This window comes from [Scytonema hofmanni] UTEX 2349 (genome assembly GCF_000582685.1).
GTDB classification, from domain to species: Bacteria; Cyanobacteriota; Cyanobacteriia; order Cyanobacteriales; family Nostocaceae; genus Hassallia; species Hassallia hofmanni.
The window spans coordinates 4190894-4209823 of record NZ_KK073768.1 but is presented as its reverse complement, the minus strand read 5'-3'; the positions used below and the strand labels follow the sequence as shown (position 1 = coordinate 4209823).

Below are 18930 nucleotides of genomic sequence, written 5' to 3'. Positions count from 1 at the left end.
TGGCGGGGAGGGGAGCTAAAGCGCAGCTTTGGCGGGGTGGGGTTCCGGGTGTTATGCTTACCGGACATGATATAATATCCCATTTCCTGCTTTTCTACCTCACCCCCTACCCCTCTGCGCGAGTTCGGAGAGGGGAGATAAAGCGCAGCTTTATCGGGGTGAGGTTTTGTTGTACCTCACTCAACCGAGAACCGCTATAAATATACTTACTTAGGAGAAAAAGCCTTGTTTTCTAATAAAACATATATTGAGTGACAAAACTGTTAAATAAGATACGATAACGAAAATTATTTCATCTGCCTTGATTTTCTGTGAAAAACGTTATCAAAAAATACTACAAGATCCCCGACTTCTTTAAAAAGTCGGGGATCTCAAGGAATACTTGTAAATTGTAATCAATATAACCTTTTTCTCTAGTGGATATTTTTAGAATTTCTAAGAGAAGATTTTTCTCTGAAGAAATTATTCTTATTGAGAATTATTCCAGTATTAATACTTAAGATTTCTCTCATAAAAGTGTTGTAATTTGACAAAACTAACTGAAAAATCATCCGGAAGAATGACAATATAGTTTGTATTTTAAGAGGGATATTCGCAGACTAGGCAAGAATTACTACCCAGCAGATATAAATATAGTTAGTTATTCAGACGTTTTCGCAATCCTCGTCTTTCCCTAAGTGAAATGGATTAGTTATGCTCCTAGATTTAGAAAGATTTTATCAAGCGTGCAATCCGAGCAGACCTCTAATGATGGGAAATGCTGCCGATCGCCGATATTATATTGATTTTGCCTCAGTACGGGGTGGTAAAATTATCGAAGCTTTGCAGCGTACCATTACGAGAATATCACCGGATATCGCAACCTGTCAACTATTTACAGGTCATCTTGGCTCTGGAAAGTCAACCGAGTTGTTGCGACTTCAAGCTGAGTTAGAAGAGCAAAAATTTCATGTGGTTTATTTTGAGTCTACTCATGTCTTAGAAATGGCAGATGTAGATGTAACTGATATTTTACTAGCGATCGCTGGTCAGGTGAGTGAAAGTCTAGAAGCAATCAAAATCCGCATCAAACCCAGCTATTTTGCTAAGTTGTTTACGGAAGTTATAGACTTCATGCAAACACCAATTGACTTAGACTATGAAGCTGAATTGTCTGTTGGGATTGCAAAAATTACGGCAAAAACTAAAGAAAGTCCGCAATTACGGCGCCGATTACGCGATTATCTCGAACCTCGCACGGGAAATATTTTACAGTCAATTAATACAGAACTTCTAGACCGTGCGAACTCTGAACTCAAAGCTAGAGGTAAAAAAGGATTAGTTGTCATTGTCGATAATTTGGACAGAGTGGCAATTAGACCTTTACCATCTGGGCGATCGCTGCCAGAATATTTATTTATCCAACGTGGTGAACAGTTACGTAAACTCAACTGTCATGTAGTTTACACTATTCCTTTAGCTTTAACTTTCTCTAACGATAGCGCTGAACTACAGCAACGCTTAGGTGGTGGTGTGGCGCCTAAAGTATTGCCGATGATACCCGTGCGATCGCGAACTGGGGAGGTTTACGCTCCCGGACTAACTTTGATGCGTCAAATGGTTTTAGCTAGAGCTTTCCCTGATATTCACGCACAAGAAAGGTTAAACTTGATAACAGAGGTGTTTGACAGTCAGGAAACTTTAGATCGGTTGTGTCTAATCAGCGGTGGTCATGTACGCGACTTGTTAGGATTGTTGTACGACTGTTTGCGAGAACAAGATCCACCTTTTGATCGCGATTGTGTGGAACTTGTGATTCAAAGACAGCGTGATTATCGTGCTAACGCAATCGATCCGCACGAGTGGGAATTAATTTTTCAAGTGGTGCAACAACAGCGGGTTCGAGGTGATATCGAATATCACACTTTGTTAAGAAGTTTGTTTGTCTTTGAATACCGCGATCATCAAGGAGTTTGGTTTGCGGTCAACCCAGTTTTAGCAGAAACGCAAAAATTTCAATCATGGTTGAACGAAAACCGCAGACAAGTATCATAACAGATAACGAAAGTTCATTTAAAAGTTTGGGGAGGGCGATCGCTCTCTCTGGCAATCAATTTTCTGTGGTTGTAGTTTGCTGCAATTATAAGGTTTTGCAACAGCAAATTCTACAACGACTTGAAGAAGTATTTCCCCAAGCACATGATATTCAAAAGGTAGTTTTGCCTCATAATGCGAGAAGTCTCTACACAACTCTTCATACACAACTAAACAAAAAGCAGCCTTCAGCATTAATGATTTTGGGTTTAGAGTCAGTGGAAGGACTCGATGATTTATTGCGTGCGATCAATCATATTCGCGATGAGTTTCGCAAAAGACATTCATTTACAATGGTGCTTTGGGCAAATGATGAAGTACAGCAAAAACTATTACGTTTAGCACCAGATTTCGCAAGTTGGGCAGCGACACCAATTAGGTTTGAAATGACTTCAACTCAGTTGCTGGAATTTTTGCAAAAAGAAACTGATTCTCTGTTCGCTACAGTTTTAAATACTCGTGCTATACAACGTCAAGAACGTGAAGCAGATTGGCATTGCACTGTAGAGGAAGTTTGGGAGCATAGCTATGAACTGAAGTATGCAATTAAAGAGTTGCAAAATCATGGTATCTCTTTAGAACCAGAATTAAATGCTAGTTTAGAATTTGTTTTTGGTTTAGATGATTATGTAAGCGATCGCATAAATTCCGCTTTAGAGCATTTCCAAGAAAGCTTAAGATGTTGGAAGGAATTATCGGGAAACCAGAGTGAACTAAGCGATAAATTTAGAATCCCCGATTTATTTGGCTCGCAGTTAGATATCGTTAACAGCCACACTTCACCCCTACTACGGCAAGGGGTATTATTATTTTATATTGGGTTGTGTTGTTGCCTTTTAGCGGAACGAAATTATGCCGAAAATCGCCGCTATTGGCAGTCAGCTAAATCCTATTTTCAAGAATGCTTGAATGTTTTACAAGTAAGTGGACGTCCGGATGTAGTCGCGCAATTTATTGGGGATTTGGCGGAAGTTTTGCAACATCTGCAAGAGTGGCAAGAATTGCAAATGGTTGCTCAAAAGTCTTTGGAATTGCATCAAACTTATGGGACGCAAATACAATCAGCTTGTGATTATGGTTTTTTAGCACAAGTTGCCGTGCAGGGATTTCGCTGGTCACAAGCGAGTCAATATGCACGAGTTAGTTTGTGGAAATTATACGAATCAAAAGATAATAGCGACTCGAATCCAAGCATATTTCCCTTACTGTTAAAGCAAAGTTATCGCTTGCTTTTAGCGAAAGCACAGCGTAATTTGGGTGAGGAAAAAATCGCTTTAGAACAGTTAAAAATGGCAAGTGAGAATCTTGACGAAGCGTTAGAAACTAGCGACCATCGTTACGATCCTCATCGTTATATTCGCCTTTTAAGGTCTTTGCGATCGCTTTATTTTGAAGAAGGTCGTTATTTAGAAGCTTTTACTATTCGTCAAAAACGTCGTTCTGTGGAACAGCAATATGGTTTTCGCGCTTTTATTGGTGCAGGACGTTTGCAACCACAAAGACAAGCGACAAATCCAGCTTTACTTTCACCTTTAGGAAGTAGCAGCGTCGCGTTAGAAATTGCCGCTTCTGGTCGCGAAGGTGATATAAATAACTTAATTGGCAGAATTAGCCGCGCTGACCAAAAGCTGACGGTGATTCACGGTCCATCTGGTGTGGGTAAGAGTTCTACCGTGACTGCGGGTTTAGTGCCTGCATTACAAAATCGAGCGATCGGCGATCAAATTGCCGTACCTGTGGTATTACAATTATATGATGATTGGGTGGGAGAATTAGGAAAATCTTTATCATCAGCACAGACGCGAATTAAAAAAGAAGCAGAAGTTTTACCTTTTCCTGTAACACCAACCACAATTGCCGAAATTCAAGAACAATTACAAGAAAATGCCAAGAACTATTTAATCACAGTTTTAATTTTCGATCAATTTGAAGAATTCTTCTTTGGATCTACAGATAGAAAGAAAAAGCAAGAGTTTGATATTTTTATTAGTCAAGCTTTAAATATCCCTTTTGTCAAAGTTATTCTTTCTTTGCGAGAAGATTATTTACACCGATTATTAGAGTTTAAGCATTTATCGGAATTAGAAGCGATTAATAAGAACATTCTGGATAAGAATATTCGTTATCCATTAAATAACTTTTCTCCCGCAGATGCCAAAATTGTGGTGCAGCGTTTAACAGAGCGATCGCATACATATTTAGAACCTGCTTTGATTGATGCATTGATAAAAGATTTATCGGCAGAATTGGGAGAAGTTCGTCCCATTGAATTGCAAGTAGCAGGAGCGCAACTTCAAGATGAAAGAATTACTAGTTTAGAAAGATATCAACCATATCGACCAAATCGCTTAATTGAACGATATATTAAAGAACTTATCCAAGATTGCGGCAAAGAAAATGAACGTGCGGCACTACTGGTTTTATATTTATTAACAGACAAAAACAATCAAAGACCTTTTAAAACTCGCGCTCAATTAGCAATAGAGTTAGAAGAATTAGAAGATCCAGAAAAATTAGATTTGATATTGGAAATATTAGTGCATTCTGGGTTAGTAGTTTTATTTGCTGATGTTCCCGAACGCTATCAACTAATTCATGATTATTTAGTAGATTTGATTCGCGACTTGCAAGAGCAAGAATTAAGCTTGCAACTGCAATTAAACCAACTACGCAATAAAGTACAACAAAGTCAAGTTGAAATTGACCGACTTAATAGCGAACTCAGGCAGAACAAGCAGCAAGCAAAATTGGTGGGTAACAATTTACAGCAAGGATTAGATTTAGTCAGCGAGTTGAAAGAGTTACGCAAGCGTGAAGAAATGAGTCGGGTAGAAATTGAACAATTACAAGCAGAATTAAAGGAAAAACAATTAAAAACTCAACTAGCAGAAAGTAAAGAAAAACAAAGGCAAAGTGAAGTTAGAGTTAATTATTCTCTGCAATTTGCCCTTGCGGTTGCAATCACAGCAATCGCAGTTTTAACATCATCAATTTTGAGTGCAAGAAATAGCGAAATTAAAACGATTAGTGCATCAAGTGAAGCACTGTTTGCCTCCGATAAGGGTATTGATGCATTAAAAGAAGCTTTAAATGCAGGTAGAAAATTGCAAAAAGCAATTTGGGTAGATTCCGACACCAGACAGCAGGTAAAATCAGCCCTCTATCAGGCAGTTAATGAGGTAGGAGAGCGCAATCGTTTAGAAAAACACCGCTCTGGGGTAAATAGCGTCATCTTTAGCCCTGATGGTCAAATAATCGCTTCTGCCAGCGCTGACAAAACTATTATTCTTTGGCATCCAGATGGTACAATATTCAAAACTTTGTCTGGACATGAAGACGTAGTTAATAGCGTTAATTTTAGTCTTGATGGAAAGGCGGTAAGCGGAGCCATGCCCGGAGGGCTTATCGCTTCATCTAGTCAAGATAAAACAGTAAAATTGTGGAATCTGAAAACCTTACAATCAATCACTTTATCAGGACATCAGGGTGGGGTAAATAGTGCTACATTTAGCCCCGATGGTAAAATAATCGCTTCTGCAAGTAGCGATCGCACCGTAAAGTTGTGGAATCGAGACGGTAAGCTGCTGAGAACTTTATTAGGGCATGAAAAACCAGTTTTAGACGTAGCTTGGTCGCCAGATGGTAAAATAATCGCTTCTGCAAGTGCTGACAAAACCATCAGACTCTCGAATTTAGACGGTAAGCTGATAAAAATATTATCAGGACACAGCGATGCAGTCAAGAGCCTCGCTTGGTCGCCGGATGGTAAAATAATTGCCTCCGGTAGTTTGGACAAAGACAGAACCATCAAACTTTGGAGTCCCGAAGGTACACTACTGCAAACTTTGCCGGGACACAGTGGGGGAATTACTGGTATCAGTTTTAGCCATAATGGTAAATTTATCGCTTCAGCCAGTAGCGACGAAACCATCAAACTCTGGACTTCTGATGGGATGCAATTAGGAACCTTGAGGGGACATAGCAATTGGGTGAATAGCGTTAATTTTAGCCCAGACGATGGCATTATTGCTTCTGCAAGTCGAGACAAAACTATCAAGTTGTGGAATTGGAACGATTTGCGACAAGGAAACCCCAACGCGGATAGTGACTGGATTACTAGTATCAGTTTTAGCTCTGACGGAAGTCTCATCGCCGGCGGTAGTGGCGACAAAACAGTTAAACTGTGGCAGCGAGATGGTAAACTGATTCGCAGCTTTGCAGGACATCAGGGGCAAGTTTGGGGTGTAAGTTTTAGCCCAGATGGTAAAAATATCGCTTCTGCCAGCAAAGATAAATTCGTGAAAATATGGAACCTAAACGGTAAACTTATTCACACCTTAATCGGACATGATGATGTGGTATTAGGCGTAGCTTGGTCGCCGGATGGTAAAATTATCGCTTCAGCTAGTAAGGATAAAACCGTCAAACTTTGGGGTGTGGATGGTAAATTCTTAAAAACCTTAAAAGGACACAATAACGCAGTCAATTGGGTAAGTTTTAGCCCCGATGGTCAACTTTTAGCATCAGCTAGTGATGATAAAACAGTTAAGTTGTGGAACCGAGATGGTGTTTTAGTTAACACCTTAATTGGACATGAAAACGTCGTTAATTGGGTGACTTTTAGCCCCGATGGTCAACTTTTAGCATCAGCTAGTGATGATAATACGGTGAGACTGTGGCGGCTGGATGGTACACCAAGCAAAATTTTTGAGGGTTCTGGGGATTCTTTCAAAAGCGTTAGTTTTAGCCCTGACAGCAAGACTTTGGCAGCAGCTAGCGATGATAATATCAAACTTTGGAATCGCAACGGTAGTTTAGCGATCGTTTTGAAAGCCCGTAAAAATAAGTTTACCAGTGTTAGTTTCAGTCCGACCGGCAGACTGCTAGCTAGTGGTAGTAACAAAGGTAACTTGATTCTCCAGAACTTGACTTCGACAAAACTAGAGAATTTACTGTCACAAAGTTGTTATTTGCTACATGATTATTTAAAGACCAACCCGAAAGTGACAAAAAGCGATCGCGCTTTGTGTTCTCCTTGATCAGAAAGTGGAAAAGTGGATGAAATTACCGAATGGGGAGCAAGCAGAAATCTCAATGCAAAAGCTAATCGGTTATTGCTTGAACCCAGACCATCCCAGTGGGAAGCACAAAGCTAGAGTTTTTGCCTCAGTTCTAGGAATCACAGTTGAAGATGCTGAGATTTTGCAACAGCTTGTGCAAATAGCAGCGCTTGAAGGTAAAGTTGTCCAGCAAGATACTACAGCATTCGGTCAACAGTTTAAGGTAGATTGGATAGTGCCAGATACAGATGGAGTTCAACTGCGTACAATCTGGGAAATCACCTCGAAAAATCCCAATCCACGTTTGATTTCTGCATTTATTAAATAATATGAAAAAACTTAAACTTTTGGCTACTGTTGCTCTACTCAACCCAATTTCAATAGAGCGTTTAACCCTAGTGGAATCAGATTCTACTTCTATTGAAAGTTTACCAAGTGGACAAGTAGGAACGATTTTAGAAGTGTATGAGCAAGGAGAAGAATGTTATTATTTAGTCGAATTTGCTGACACTCAAGGACGTGAATATGCGATGGCTACCTTGACAGCAGATGAACTCTTAGTTTTGCATTATGAATTGGCAATTGCTTAAGTACAGCTTTGCTTAAAAATGAGCGCGTTTTTAAACACAGGGTATTTAGGAATTTAATTCGTTACTTTCTTTGTGCAATTAGGAAGGGGAAACGGCAAGACAAGAAAGAAAATTTTCCTCCTTGTCCTCCTTGTCCCCCTTATCCTCCTTATCCCCCTTGTCCCTTACTTCGGTAATTCCGGATGTGCGGCTGAATATTTTGTCACAGTGGCAGAAACTTCAGGGTTGTAAAGTCTCAGATAATTCCAGTAGTTACCAAATACTTGACGCACGTAATTTTTAGTTTCGTCAAAGGGAATTGCTTCGACAAATTCATCTGGATCGTCTTTTGATAAAGTTTGCAACCACTTGCTAACGTTACCAGGACCAGCATTGTAAGATGCGATCGCTAACAGTGAGTTATTTTGATATTGCTCATGAGTATGATCCAAATACCAAGTACCATACATGATGTTTTCACTCGGATTTTCCAAGTCAATTTTTTGAGCATCCAACTTGATTTGTGGTGCAATCCATTTAGCTGTACTCGGTAAAACTTGCATCAAACCAGTAGCACCGGCAGTAGATTTAACTTTTGGCTGAAACCGAGACTCTTGACGCATCACAGCAGTCACCAACAAAGGATTTATTTTCTGCTGTTGCGACCACTTTTCAATCTCGTTGAGATAAGGAAAAGGATAACGAGCTTGCCAATAAGTAATCTGTTGTTTGAGAGCTTGATATTGAGCAAGTTCATCTGGTTTTTCTCGGTCTTCTAATTTAGAAATTTTATCAATTCCTATTAGATTATCTCCTTGTGCTAACCGCATCAAACCTTCTGTAAATTGCTCTGCTACCGTTGGTTGCATTTTGTTGACAAATTCTGTTTGCCATTGCAACCAGGCGTCACGGTCTTGTCCTAACAGATATAATTCTTTGAAGGTTTCCGAACCTGCGGGAGGTACTGGGCGCCCAGATAAAACTACTTCTGGATTAAGCTGACGGACATTATTAAAGTTGCCAACATTTAGCCCCAAAATTGCTGCCGATCGCCATGCATAATAAGAGTAAGGATACTGAGCGATCGCATACTCATACGCGGCTTTGGCTTCTTGCTGTTTGCCTAATTTAGTAGCCCATTTACCTACCCAAAAGCCGGCTCTTGGTGCCAAAATACTATCTGGGTTGTTGGTAGTAATTGGTTCTGCCCATTGCCATGCAGCTTGATAATCTTTTGATGCAGCTTTATCTTGGGCTATTTTCCACCGATATTCTGCCGCTTCTTCAGAATTCGCATACTTGGTTATCAGTAATTGCCGTGCTGCCTCTGCTGCTTTTTTATTGCTGTTGTCGAGAATTTTCGCTTTTTCTATGAGTGCGGCACCAGCTAATGTGGGAAATTTCGCAATTACTCGGTCAAGATATGGTAAAGCATCTAAAGATGATTTTACCATTTCTGCTTGACGCATCAAAGCAGTACCGGTTTCTGTCGCTTCGGGAAATTGCTGTACCAGTTGCTGATAAACAGCTTGCGCTTGCTCTTTTTTTTGACCTACCTGCAATCCCCGTGCAGTGCGGTAGAGGTTGCGGGGTGTTTTGCTTGCTTTGGCATAAGCTGCTGCTGCTTTGGTAAATTCGTTGTTTTCCCAGTAAGCTGTACCAATTATCTCCCAGTCTTCTGGTTTGAGGGAAGTTTCGGCTTCCACTTGTGTTGGATCTGTAGAATTACTAACTAAGCGATCCAACACGGTAATTATTCCTGGTTGGTCAAAACTATATTTTGCCAGGATTAATTCTAATTTGGGTTGATTGGGATTTTCTACTAACCGCTTGCGAATGATGTCCCAGGTTAGGGGATGGGAAGGAAATTGAGCGATCGCAGCTTCTTGGGTATCTGGTAGGGCAATCAGATACAAAGCTTTGACTGTAGCAGCTTCTTTGGGATACTGCCTCACCACTTTTCGCCTAATATCTGAGGCATTACCGTCTTTACCTAATAAATCCTGTGCCTGTGCTTGTTTCAGCAAAACATAGGGTGCTAGTAGTGGATAATCATTTTCCAGTCCTTCGAGTAACGATAGCGCTTTTTTGGCGTCTTTGCTTTCAATCAAATCACTTGCCAAAAGATAACGAGCGCGATTTCTATCTAGCGATTTGGAGTTTTTGGCGATCGCTTCTAGTTTTCCTGCTCGTTCTTGTCGCGATTGTGACACCAGCGGTAGCACAACTGATTTGGCTTTGCTTGCTTCAGATATCTGTTCCGGTGGACTTTTGGACAGTTTTATCCATTGTCCCACAGATTTTCCGATCTCCGGAGCACTAACCATAGCGCCAAGCAATAAGGCACACAGTCCTGCACCCGAAATTAGATAAATTTGTCTTTTCTGTAACTTCTTCAGCATTGATATCGGCTGAAAATTTCAGATGAATTTCTTGAAACTTTAGCACTACTAGTGGACAGAATCACCAATTTTTAATTTTTTTAGACTTTTGATTTTGTCTAAGTAACTTGTATGTTATGTTATCGCGTTTATTCAGTTATTAGCGATACAGGTTCATGAAGAGGGGTAAAAATTTTCATCCAAACTCCTTGGGTCTGAAACCCCGTCTTTGTCAGACGGCTTTATATTTAAATGCTGGTTTTTAAATGGATATAATCCCAGGAACCAGCAAACCCGTAATTTGTCCCCTCGCCCAACTAATTGCAGATGGCTTGCCTTTACGCAACGACCCAACAAAAGGTCTTAAAGTATTTCCGAACTAGGGAAGCATTCGGAAGTTTTAACCGCAACTAGTCTCAGCGGGCTATTCAACACTTGCGTCGCTAAGTTTGTTCTTAGCAATCCTCGTCCCTTTCAGGGCGAGGTAGTTGAATTCTTTATTGGTGTATGCAATTCATGATAGCTATTTAGGGGAGATTTAATGGCAGCATGTGCGCTTTTGGTTACGAAATGCGATGGGCAAAGCCCCAACCTAGGCGATCGCCATTTTCCCTACATTCATCATATAACTGCTGTCAGTACATCTATCAAAGGTATAGAATAGAGCTATTTAGATATTAGTTTGGTGACAAAATGGGACCACTTACGGGTACATTTTTTGCTTTTTTAATATTCCTTGCCGCATCTGGATTCAAGATAGACCGAGAATATCAACGCGGGGTTATTTTTCGACTGGGAAGAATAAATGGAGTTCGCGGACCTGGATTATATTGGATATTACCAGTTATTGACCAAAAAGCCCAAATCGATATTCGCACGAAAACGGTCAATGTTGAACCTCAAGAAACTGTAACGGCAGATAGCGTCACAATTAAAGTGAATGCGGTTCTTTATTACCGAATTCTTGACCCATCCAAAGCGATTAATAAAGTAGAAAACTACGAATTTGCTGTTTATCAAACTGCTCTGACTACTTTACGCAACGTTGTGGGTCAAAATATCTTAGATGATGTTTTACAAAATCGCGACAAAATTAATACCAAAGTACAAGAAATTGTAGACGAAATCACTGAGCCGTGGGGAATCGTCATTGAACGGGTAGATATGAAAGATGTGGAAATTCCCCTAGCAATGCAACGCGCAATGGCAAAAGAAGCCGAAGCAATTCGCGAAAAACGCGCTCGCATAATTAAAGCTGCCGCAGAACAAGAAGCCTCAATTAAGTTATCTGAAGCTTCCAAAGCGATTATGCAAAATCCCGCAGCTTTAGAATTGCGAAGATTGCAAATGCTAACAGAAATAGGCGCAGAAAACAACACAACTACCTTGATAATGATGCCTTCAGATTTTATGAATTTGGCGAGGAATTTGTCAGATTCTATTCAGAAGCAAGAGTAGAGTCAATCTGATTTGGATAATTAGCCGATACTTAATACCAATTACTTGTGAAGCTGTATATAATTTTACCCCTCCCCGCGAAGCCCCTCCCCGCTCTTCATGGAAGGGAAAATCCGGTTCCCTCCCCGCTTGCGGGGAGGGTTAGGGTGGGGTTCTTTCTATGGGTCTTCATATTAAATTGGTATATAGCGGTTGTCGGTTGAGTGAGGTACAAGAACCCCACCCCCAACCCCCTCCCCGCAAGCAGGGAGGGGGCTATGATGTACTTCATGTGATTAGGAAACGCTATAAGTAGATGGGCATAAATAAACGCTCCTTAACGTAGTAACCTGATTAGCCGTTCAAATCAAGGATTTTAACGGTAAACCGCTCACTACGAATCAGGAGAGTGTTTTAGGTTTAAATCTAGTTTTAGCGTTGTGCTAATTTGGGTGTACGTCCTTTCATGCCAATCATTAACTTGAGAGCGAATATTTTTAGCAAAGGTACTTTCTGCATAGTTAATAAACCGAAGCGACGAATTAAAACTATTGGTAAGAAGTTGTTAGAAAACACTCGATCTAACAAATCGGTGAAACCTAAAATTGTTAGGTTTTCTCGTTGACGCCAACTTTGATAACGTTTCAAAATACGAATGTCGCCGATATCTTGATTTTTTGCTTTCGCTTCTTCTAATATTTGGGCTAACGCTGCTGCATCACGAATGCCGAGATTTAAACCTTGTCCACCGACGGGATGACAATTATGCGCCGCATCACCAATTAATGCTAATCTGGGGAGAACATAGCGGGAACTTTGCATTAGTTGCACTTGAAAAACAAAGCGCGAGCCTAGTAATTCTAACTTACCCATTTCATTGCCATAACGCTGAGTTAGTTCTTTTAAAAATTGCTCGTCATCTAAGGCACACAAAGCTTTTGCTTCTTCGTGGGGTGCAGTCCAGACAATTCTACAGCGGTTTCCCGGTAAAGGTAAAATCGCAAACGGACCGCTAGACCAAAATCTTTCGTAAGCCGTATCATGATGCGGTTTTTCTGGCTTGACAAATGCGACAATACATGATTGCCAATATTTCCAGCCATGAGTTTTGATTTTTGCGGCTTCACGAATACGCGATCGCGCTCCATCAGCTGCAACTAATAATTTACTACGTATTGTCCGCAATTCCCCAGCAATTTTGATATCAATGGCGACTACATTTTGCTGATATTGAGTGTTTACCACTTCCGCTGGACAAAGGTAAGTTACATTTGGGCATTCTTTGACAAACTCTTGCAATGGCTGCAACAATGCTTGATGTTCTGCCACATAACCCAAATCTGAGGTTCCGATATCGGTTGTGGAAAATTCTACCACATTTGGGTAATCGGCATCAGAAAGGCGAACACGGCGATAAGTAGCGATTTGGGGCAGTATTTTCTCCCAAATACCAATTCCTTGGTAAATTAGGGCGGAAAGCATATGCACTGCGTAAGCTTGTCCTTTCGCTACCGCTGCTGATTCTACTCTCGCTTCAATTAGCAGCACACTCAAGCCAGAATCTTTCAACGCAGCGGCTAGGGTTAAGCCAATTATCCCACCGCCAACAATCACTAAATCATATTCATATCCCAGCTTTTCTGTGGGTATTTGGGTTGGGGAAAGGGTTTGAGTCAGCGCCATTGTTAAGAAAAATTAAAGAAACAATAAGATTATTCATCTTTCTTCATTTTGACAACAACAGCTAGCGGGATCAAGTAGCGATCGCGCATTCAGCAGATTTAATGAAGTATATATATAAAACCGAAAACCTTGATTAGACGTAGCAGTGCTACGTCTCTACATCTTTTCGGGAGATGTCTAATACACTAAGTCATGTTCGCAGTCATGAGTTGTTCTGCCATATCAAAATTAGCGGTGACATTTTGAACATCATCCAAGCCTTCTAAAGTATCAATTAATTTGAGAAGCGATCGCGCTTGATCTGGCTCGGTAACATCTACACTATTACTGGGAATCCAGCGCAATTCTACATCCGTTACTTGAAAACCTTTTGCTTTCAAGGTTTGACTCAGGTTTTCTAAATTTGCTACCTGGGTAAACACCTCCACCATTTCATCCTCAGTCATCTCATAAGACTCAGCATCGGCTTCGAGAGATGCTTCTAAAAGCTGTTCTTCATCAACTACATTTTGTACCACACACACGCCTTTTTGCTCAAACATCCAGCTAACGCAACCACTTTCACCCAAATTACCGCCATTTTTACTAAAAGCTACGCGTAAGTCTGCGGCTGTACGGTTACGATTATCTGTGAGAGCTTCAATTAAGATTGCGACACCTCCAGGACCATAACCTTCGTAACGAATTTCTTCTAAACTGGTGTTATCTCCCCCGAAACTACCTCCACCTTTGGCGATCGCTCGTTCTATGTTTTCATTCGGTATACCCGCAGCTTTCGCTTTGTCAATCGCTGTGCGAAGTTGAAAATTCAGAGCCGGATCTGGTACACCGCTTCTGGCAGCTACTATAATTGCCCGTGACACCTGAGTGAAGGTTTTACCCCTTTTTGCGTCTACTACTGCTTTTTGGCGTTTAATATTTGCCCATTTACTATGTCCTGCCATAATCTAAACTTGTTAATACGCTAGACTTTATTATTTTGTCTCACGCACTCGTAGCAGAGGCGCAAAGAAGATTAAGAAGAGAATTTACAATAAACTTGCCCATGCGATCGCATCACACCACAAACCATAAAATTCTGTCTTTACCAACCTTTATTTTCAAGACAGCCATCCGTTTACTAATTTTACTCTTAGCGGTTCTCACTTTAACGGGATGTCAAATTAATTCTACAAACTTGACTCAGCAGAAAGTCGTCCATGTCACATTATGGCAAGGAGCGAATCCATCACAAAATCGAGATGTGTTGCAAAAGCTAGTAGATAAGTTTAATCAACGTCATCCTGATATTCAAGTCCATTCGCTTTATGCCGGACAATCAGATCAACAAATGCCGAAGATTTTGGCTGCTGTGGTGGGAAATGCCACACCCGATTTGTTGTGGTTTAATCCGACAATTGCCGGTCAATTAGTTGAACTGGATGCGCTTTTACCTTTAGATGAAATGCTGGAAACTTCAGCGGTAAAAAACGAAATTGACCCGGCTTTGTTTGCCACGATGGAACTTAACGGCAAGATTTGGTCTGTGCCTTTTGGTACTAATAGTGTTGGCGTTTTTTACCGTCCGAGTTTGTTCAAAGCAGCGGGGATTACAGAGTTACCCAAGACCTGGGAAGAGTTCCGGCAAGTTGCGAAGAAGTTAACTATTGATAAAAACCGTGATGGCAAGATAGACCAACATGGTATGTTATTACCTTTGGGAAAAGGTGAATTTACGGTGTTTGTTTGGTTGCCGTTTATGTGGAGTGCTGGGGGTGAATTGGTGGGTGGTGATTCTCAAAATGCGGCAGCGATTGATTTGATGGAGAATTTTGGAGCGATCGCAGGTTTGCAATTTTGGCGTGATTTAATTAGTGACGGTTCAGCGATATTATCTGGTGCAGAACGCGGTTATGAGACAGACGCTTTACTGGCTGGTAAAGTAGCGATGCAATTGACTGGAAGCTGGACTTTAGCGCAATTTAATCTATCTAATGTCGATTTTGGCGTTTTTCCCATTCCCGTCGCCCAACGCCCTGCTACGAACATTGGCGGCGAGAATCTGTTCGTTTTTAAGACTACACCAGAGCAAGAAAAAGCGGCGTTTAAATTTATTGAGTATGTTTTGAGTGAAGAGTTTCAGACAGAGTGGGCAATCGGAACAGGTTATTTACCGATGAATTTGAAATCACGTCAAAGTGCAAAATATCAGGAATTTGTCAAAAAAGACCCAGCAATGAAAGTATTTTTGGATCAGGCTCAATATGGGCGATCGCGTCCCATTTTTTCCGGTTACAATCGAGTTTCCGAATCTTTAGGTCGAGCGATAGAATCTGTCATGCTGGGTAAAAGTTCACCCCAAGAAGCATTGAAAGCATCACAGCAACGTTTGGATCTAATTTTCAAGTAAGCGCAAATCACATATACTGTAGAGACGTTCCGGCGAAACGTCTCTACGACGATTACGATATTTTTATTAGTGTTAATTAAACGAACATGATATTATTTTTGAAATTCACTTAATAACCAAGCACCAACTTGAGATTGATTCATTTGACGAGTACGTCGCAAAGCATCATTTAAGAGGGAAATTTCCAATCCAGGTGATACCAGAGATTGAGTAATTCGTCTACTACCATTATTTTCGATAGCAAAAGCAATAACTTGGACATTCTGCACATCGAGAATCCAGTATTCTGCTACTCCTAAATCCTCATACAACAGCCGTTTTTCACCTTTATCATCGGCAAGGGAGGAATTAGCAACTTCTATGACTAAAGTTGGTGCTGAATATATATCTAAATTAATAATTGAAGTTCCATAAGGAATGACATCAGCGTTTTCACCAATGTAGTAAGATACATCAGGTTGAGAATCTTTTAAGCCTGTTTTGCGGTAGGTGCAGTTATCTTTGCCATTCAAAGCAATACCTTTAATGCTAGCAAACAAATTAACAGCAAATATGATAACAGTGTGGTCGCTAGCATGATCGTGACCTAGTGGTGCCATTTCAATCCTCATTTGTCCATTGTGGTAGTAGCCTTTAGCTTTTTCGTAAGCTGGATTTTCAATTGCTTGAATATATTCATCCCAAGTTGCTGTAACCCAAACATCAGTTGGTAATTTTGTCTGTAATTCGCTCATAATTTACCTCTGCTGATTAATTTATAATTTTAATTTGCCCTTTTATATCATGTCCGGATGATTCCACATATATTGTATATTGTAGAGACGTTTCGCCGGAACGTCTCTACGACGGTTGCAATTTATCTCACTTTTGCAATACTACATTAAAGGAATTTAAATATCCTGTAATGCTTTTTGCTAAATACTTTTGTTGCTTTTTAGTTGTTATCACCATTACTTGATACAAGCGTCCTTCAGCGAAATACATTCTATTAAGAGTGATTTTGCCACCAGAATTTACATACTCAATTTCTTTGCCTGGATGACCGTTAGAACTACGAATATCTCGCGCTCCAATTAAATTACTTTGCGTAGTCTTTAAAGCCATTTCCTGAGCATTATTGAGGATTTCTTGAGAACTGGTCATTTGACCATAACTATGGGGAAAGTCATTAAAAGCAACTACATATGCTACTTCTTGTTTTGGAGGTTGTCCCAGAAAAACTTCTAAGTTAATTTCTCCCATGAATGTTTTTTGAGTTTGGGTAACTCTTTTAGGCATTCCTGGCATCAAAACGGTAAATCGTCCATCTGGTGCGGTGAATAATTTCCATTGCGATACCTGAGAATTAACTGTTTGCGCTTGAGAAACCGCAAGTTGAGGTTTACGCGCTTCAACTACCGTATATGTACTGCTGACAAAAGTTGCGGCTGCGATTAATGGCAAGAAAACTTTAATTGTCATAGTTGTTGCTTTTGAAGATGCTAATACTACTTATGCTGCCAGCTGTTATAACCTAGCCGCGTGCAAAGCAGCACCGATTAATCCCACATGTTGATTAAGAACAATATGCACCGGTATATCTTCGAGGATGCTCCGCATTCTGCCTTTTTGGGTGAAAGTCAACAAAAACCTGTCTTGTTGAAGTAAAGGGAGAATTTTAGTCGCAATACCTCCAGCAACGTATAAACCTGCATAGGGTAAGAGTTTCAGTGCCAGATTACCAGCTTCTGCGCCGTAAGCTTCCACAAATATTTGCATAGTTTGTTCCGACAAGCGATCGCTTGCTTTTAATGCCGCATTGCCAATCACTGCCCCAGGATCAACACTTTTCTCTTGCTGTCCTATCTCTTGTTCCCAAGTTCTGATAATTTCGGCAATTTCTGGTGATTCACGGTGTATTTTGCGATCGCGCAAAAATTGATAAATTGCTACAATCCCTTGACCAGAAACTACCCTCTCCACCGAAACCCGCTGGATATCATGTTTAATCAACAAGTGTTTCAAAAGTTGAAACTCTAACTCAGTACGAGGAGCAAAATCAGCATGTCCACCTTCTGAAGGGAAGATTTGATATTTGTCTCCTTGCTTCATTAAAAAACCTTGCCCCAAACCGGTACCGGCACCAATAATCGCAATTGGTGCCGTCGGTTGAAACTTGCCAACTTGCAAAGTGTACAAGTCTTGTTTATTTAAACCCAGAATGCCATAGCCAATTGCCGCAAAATCATTAATTAGAGAAATATGAGCGATATCCAACTCTTGTTTTAAACGTTGGATATCCAAGAACCAAGCTAAATTGGTCAACTTAGCAGTATTGTTGACCACAGGACCTGCGATCGCAAAACAAGCCTTTTCTGGTGTCGATGTATTCGAGTTAGCCAAAAACTGCTTTACCATCGGCACTAAATCAGGAAAATCACCACTGCGGTAACGTTCCTCAGAAATAGTATGCAATTCTAATGAATCGGATACTTTCACCAGTCGCAAAATCGTTTTTGTCCCACCGATGTCCCCAGCTAATAATAATGTCATAGCGATTTTAGATTGGTTGGTAATTGGGCAATGGGCAATGGGCAATGGAAACAATTGTATTTATTAAGGCACGAGCAATCTTGAATTTGTTTAATTCCCAATGCCCAATGCCCAATGCCCATTGCCCCATTCCCCATTCCCCAATCTAATTAAACCTGATTACCTCTTCTATCTCACTTAAATGGGAAGTATCTCCTTTTAGTTCTAATAACCATTCAGGTTCTTCACGCACTACTTTCACCAACGAACACAGCGAAGCCTTCACCTCTGTTTTGGCAATCTCACCGACTAAACCCATCGCCGCACCCAATACAGATGCGCCATGTGCCACAAGTAAGATATGCTCTGGAAGGAATTCTGTAGACAAGCATCTGGCAGTTTGTCCAGAACGCGATCGCACTTGTTCGCGAGTTTCTGGATATTTCGCAGCAATGCGCGGAGTATAACTAACGTCAATTCTGGGGAATAATTCTGCTAGCAGTCGAGTTGGCAGTTTTACTGGTTCTTCTGTCATCCAAACTGGATTCAGCCATTCACTCAAACCGGTTTCTAATTTAATCGGCAAATCAAGAACTTCTGCAACTGCGTTTGCCGTTTGGACTGTTCGCAAAAAGGGAGAAGCGAAAATATGTTTAATTTTTTCCTGCTTCAGTCGTTTAGCTAGCTGCTGTGCCTGCACCATACCATCATCTGACAACGGTGGATCGTAACGTCGTTCAGCGGTGAGAAACCAATCAGGGTTGACAAAATCGATACGGTTAGCGTGTCTTGCAATCCAGACAATTTGAGTCATGCAGTGATATCGA

Annotated in this window: 15 protein-coding genes; 8 read left to right on the top strand and 7 right to left on the bottom strand. The window is 40.7% G+C overall.

Annotated features, from left to right (window positions below; genetic code table 11):
- From TOL9009_RS48515 to TOL9009_RS0123880, 5 genes are all read left to right on the top strand, one after another.
- On the top strand, positions 1 to 200 hold a 200-nt coding region (locus TOL9009_RS48515), incomplete at its 5' end, for a hypothetical protein (RefSeq protein ID WP_221928653.1).
- Between the two features lie 493 nt (positions 201 to 693).
- A complete protein-coding gene (locus TOL9009_RS0123895) occupies positions 694 to 2034 on the top strand; it encodes a P-loop NTPase fold protein (RefSeq protein WP_029635234.1) in 1341 nt (446 codons plus the stop codon).
- The gene (locus TOL9009_RS0123890) at positions 2001 to 7112 is read left to right on the top strand and encodes a WD40 domain-containing protein (RefSeq protein WP_029635233.1); all 5112 of its coding nucleotides are present in this window, start codon (positions 2001 to 2003) and stop codon (positions 7110 to 7112) included. The genes TOL9009_RS0123895 and TOL9009_RS0123890 overlap by 34 nt, the downstream gene beginning before the upstream one ends.
- A 19-nt stretch (positions 7113 to 7131) precedes the next feature.
- On the top strand, positions 7132 to 7461 hold the full coding sequence (locus TOL9009_RS0123885) for a DUF6883 domain-containing protein (RefSeq protein ID WP_029635232.1): 330 nt from the start codon (positions 7132 to 7134) through the stop codon (positions 7459 to 7461).
- A 1-nt stretch (position 7462) separates the two neighbouring features.
- Positions 7463 to 7723, top strand: coding sequence for a DUF4926 domain-containing protein (locus TOL9009_RS0123880; RefSeq protein ID WP_029635230.1), 261 nt, complete (start codon positions 7463 to 7465; stop codon positions 7721 to 7723).
- Positions 7724 to 7887: 164 nt separating this feature from the next.
- Here TOL9009_RS0123880 and TOL9009_RS0123875 read toward each other — a convergent pair whose 3' ends face one another.
- The gene (locus TOL9009_RS0123875; protein ID WP_029635228.1) at positions 7888 to 10104 is read right to left on the bottom strand and encodes a lytic transglycosylase domain-containing protein; all 2217 of its coding nucleotides are present in this window, start codon (positions 10102 to 10104) and stop codon (positions 7888 to 7890) included.
- A 520-nt stretch (positions 10105 to 10624) separates the two neighbouring features.
- On the opposite strand from TOL9009_RS0123875, the gene TOL9009_RS49610 reads away from it, so the two are divergent.
- Both TOL9009_RS49610 and TOL9009_RS0123870 read left to right on the top strand, forming a co-directional pair.
- Positions 10625 to 10747 carry a hypothetical protein gene (locus TOL9009_RS49610; protein WP_260675934.1) on the top strand — a complete coding sequence of 41 codons (123 nt, stop codon included), beginning with the start codon at positions 10625 to 10627 and terminating at the stop codon, positions 10745 to 10747.
- Positions 10748 to 10776: 29 nt separating this feature from the next.
- Complete coding sequence (locus tag TOL9009_RS0123870) at positions 10777 to 11541, top strand: slipin family protein (RefSeq protein WP_029635226.1); 765 nt, start codon at positions 10777 to 10779, stop codon at positions 11539 to 11541.
- Between the two features lie 411 nt (positions 11542 to 11952).
- On the opposite strand, the gene TOL9009_RS0123865 is transcribed toward TOL9009_RS0123870, so the two are convergent.
- Both TOL9009_RS0123865 and TOL9009_RS0123860 read right to left on the bottom strand, forming a co-directional pair.
- The gene (locus tag TOL9009_RS0123865) at positions 11953 to 13203 is read right to left on the bottom strand and encodes an FAD-dependent hydroxylase (protein ID WP_029635224.1); all 1251 of its coding nucleotides are present in this window, start codon (positions 13201 to 13203) and stop codon (positions 11953 to 11955) included.
- A gap of 185 nt (positions 13204 to 13388) precedes the next feature.
- Entirely contained in the window at positions 13389 to 14147 is a 759-nt protein-coding gene (locus TOL9009_RS0123860) for a YebC/PmpR family DNA-binding transcriptional regulator (RefSeq protein ID WP_029635222.1), read from the bottom strand.
- Between the two features lie 101 nt (positions 14148 to 14248).
- Here TOL9009_RS0123860 and TOL9009_RS0123855 point away from each other — a divergent pair, with 101 nt between their 5' ends.
- A complete protein-coding gene (locus TOL9009_RS0123855) occupies positions 14249 to 15592 on the top strand; it encodes an ABC transporter substrate-binding protein (protein ID WP_051503011.1) in 1344 nt (447 codons plus the stop codon).
- Between the two features lie 92 nt (positions 15593 to 15684).
- Here TOL9009_RS0123855 and TOL9009_RS0123850 read toward each other — a convergent pair whose 3' ends face one another.
- From TOL9009_RS0123850 to TOL9009_RS0123835, 4 genes are all read right to left on the bottom strand, one after another.
- On the bottom strand, positions 15685 to 16326 hold the full coding sequence (locus TOL9009_RS0123850; protein ID WP_029635219.1) for a Uma2 family endonuclease: 642 nt from the start codon (positions 16324 to 16326) through the stop codon (positions 15685 to 15687).
- 127 nt (positions 16327 to 16453) lie between these two features.
- Entirely contained in the window at positions 16454 to 17053 is a 600-nt protein-coding gene (locus tag TOL9009_RS0123845; protein ID WP_029635216.1) for a hypothetical protein, read from the bottom strand.
- Positions 17054 to 17098: 45 nt separating this feature from the next.
- Positions 17099 to 18124: a glucokinase gene (locus TOL9009_RS0123840; protein ID WP_029635214.1), complete on the bottom strand. Its 1026-nt coding sequence runs from the start codon at positions 18122 to 18124 to the stop codon at positions 17099 to 17101.
- A gap of 145 nt (positions 18125 to 18269) precedes the next feature.
- The gene (locus TOL9009_RS0123835; RefSeq protein WP_029635213.1) at positions 18270 to 18917 is read right to left on the bottom strand and encodes a histidine phosphatase family protein; all 648 of its coding nucleotides are present in this window, start codon (positions 18915 to 18917) and stop codon (positions 18270 to 18272) included.
- Between the last annotated feature and the right edge of the window lie 13 nt (positions 18918 to 18930).

What these genes read in the sequence shown, in the direction of transcription:
- TOL9009_RS0123880 (WP_029635230.1), top strand. Translation starts at nt 7,463, where the DNA reads ATGAAAAAACTTAAACTTTTGGCTACTGTTGCTCTACTCAACCCAATT.
- TOL9009_RS0123875 (WP_029635228.1), bottom strand. Translation starts at nt 10,104, where the DNA reads ATGCTGAAGAAGTTACAGAAAAGACAAATTTATCTAATTTCGGGTGCA.
- TOL9009_RS0123840 (WP_029635214.1), bottom strand. Translation starts at nt 18,124, where the DNA reads ATGACATTATTATTAGCTGGGGACATCGGTGGGACAAAAACGATTTTG.
- TOL9009_RS0123870 (WP_029635226.1), top strand. Translation starts at nt 10,777, where the DNA reads ATGGGACCACTTACGGGTACATTTTTTGCTTTTTTAATATTCCTTGCC.
- TOL9009_RS0123845 (WP_029635216.1), bottom strand. Translation starts at nt 17,053, where the DNA reads ATGACAATTAAAGTTTTCTTGCCATTAATCGCAGCCGCAACTTTTGTC.
- TOL9009_RS0123895 (WP_029635234.1), top strand. Translation starts at nt 694, where the DNA reads ATGCTCCTAGATTTAGAAAGATTTTATCAAGCGTGCAATCCGAGCAGA.
- TOL9009_RS0123865 (WP_029635224.1), bottom strand. Translation starts at nt 13,203, where the DNA reads ATGGCGCTGACTCAAACCCTTTCCCCAACCCAAATACCCACAGAAAAG.
- TOL9009_RS0123890 (WP_029635233.1), top strand. Translation starts at nt 2,001, where the DNA reads ATGGTTGAACGAAAACCGCAGACAAGTATCATAACAGATAACGAAAGT.
- TOL9009_RS49610 (WP_260675934.1), top strand. Translation starts at nt 10,625, where the DNA reads ATGGCAGCATGTGCGCTTTTGGTTACGAAATGCGATGGGCAAAGCCCC.
- TOL9009_RS0123860 (WP_029635222.1), bottom strand. Translation starts at nt 14,147, where the DNA reads ATGGCAGGACATAGTAAATGGGCAAATATTAAACGCCAAAAAGCAGTA.
- TOL9009_RS0123850 (WP_029635219.1), bottom strand. Translation starts at nt 16,326, where the DNA reads ATGAGCGAATTACAGACAAAATTACCAACTGATGTTTGGGTTACAGCA.
- TOL9009_RS0123855 (WP_051503011.1), top strand. Translation starts at nt 14,249, where the DNA reads ATGCGATCGCATCACACCACAAACCATAAAATTCTGTCTTTACCAACC.
- TOL9009_RS0123835 (WP_029635213.1), bottom strand. Translation starts at nt 18,917, where the DNA reads ATGACTCAAATTGTCTGGATTGCAAGACACGCTAACCGTATCGATTTT.
- TOL9009_RS0123885 (WP_029635232.1), top strand. Translation starts at nt 7,132, where the DNA reads ATGAAATTACCGAATGGGGAGCAAGCAGAAATCTCAATGCAAAAGCTA.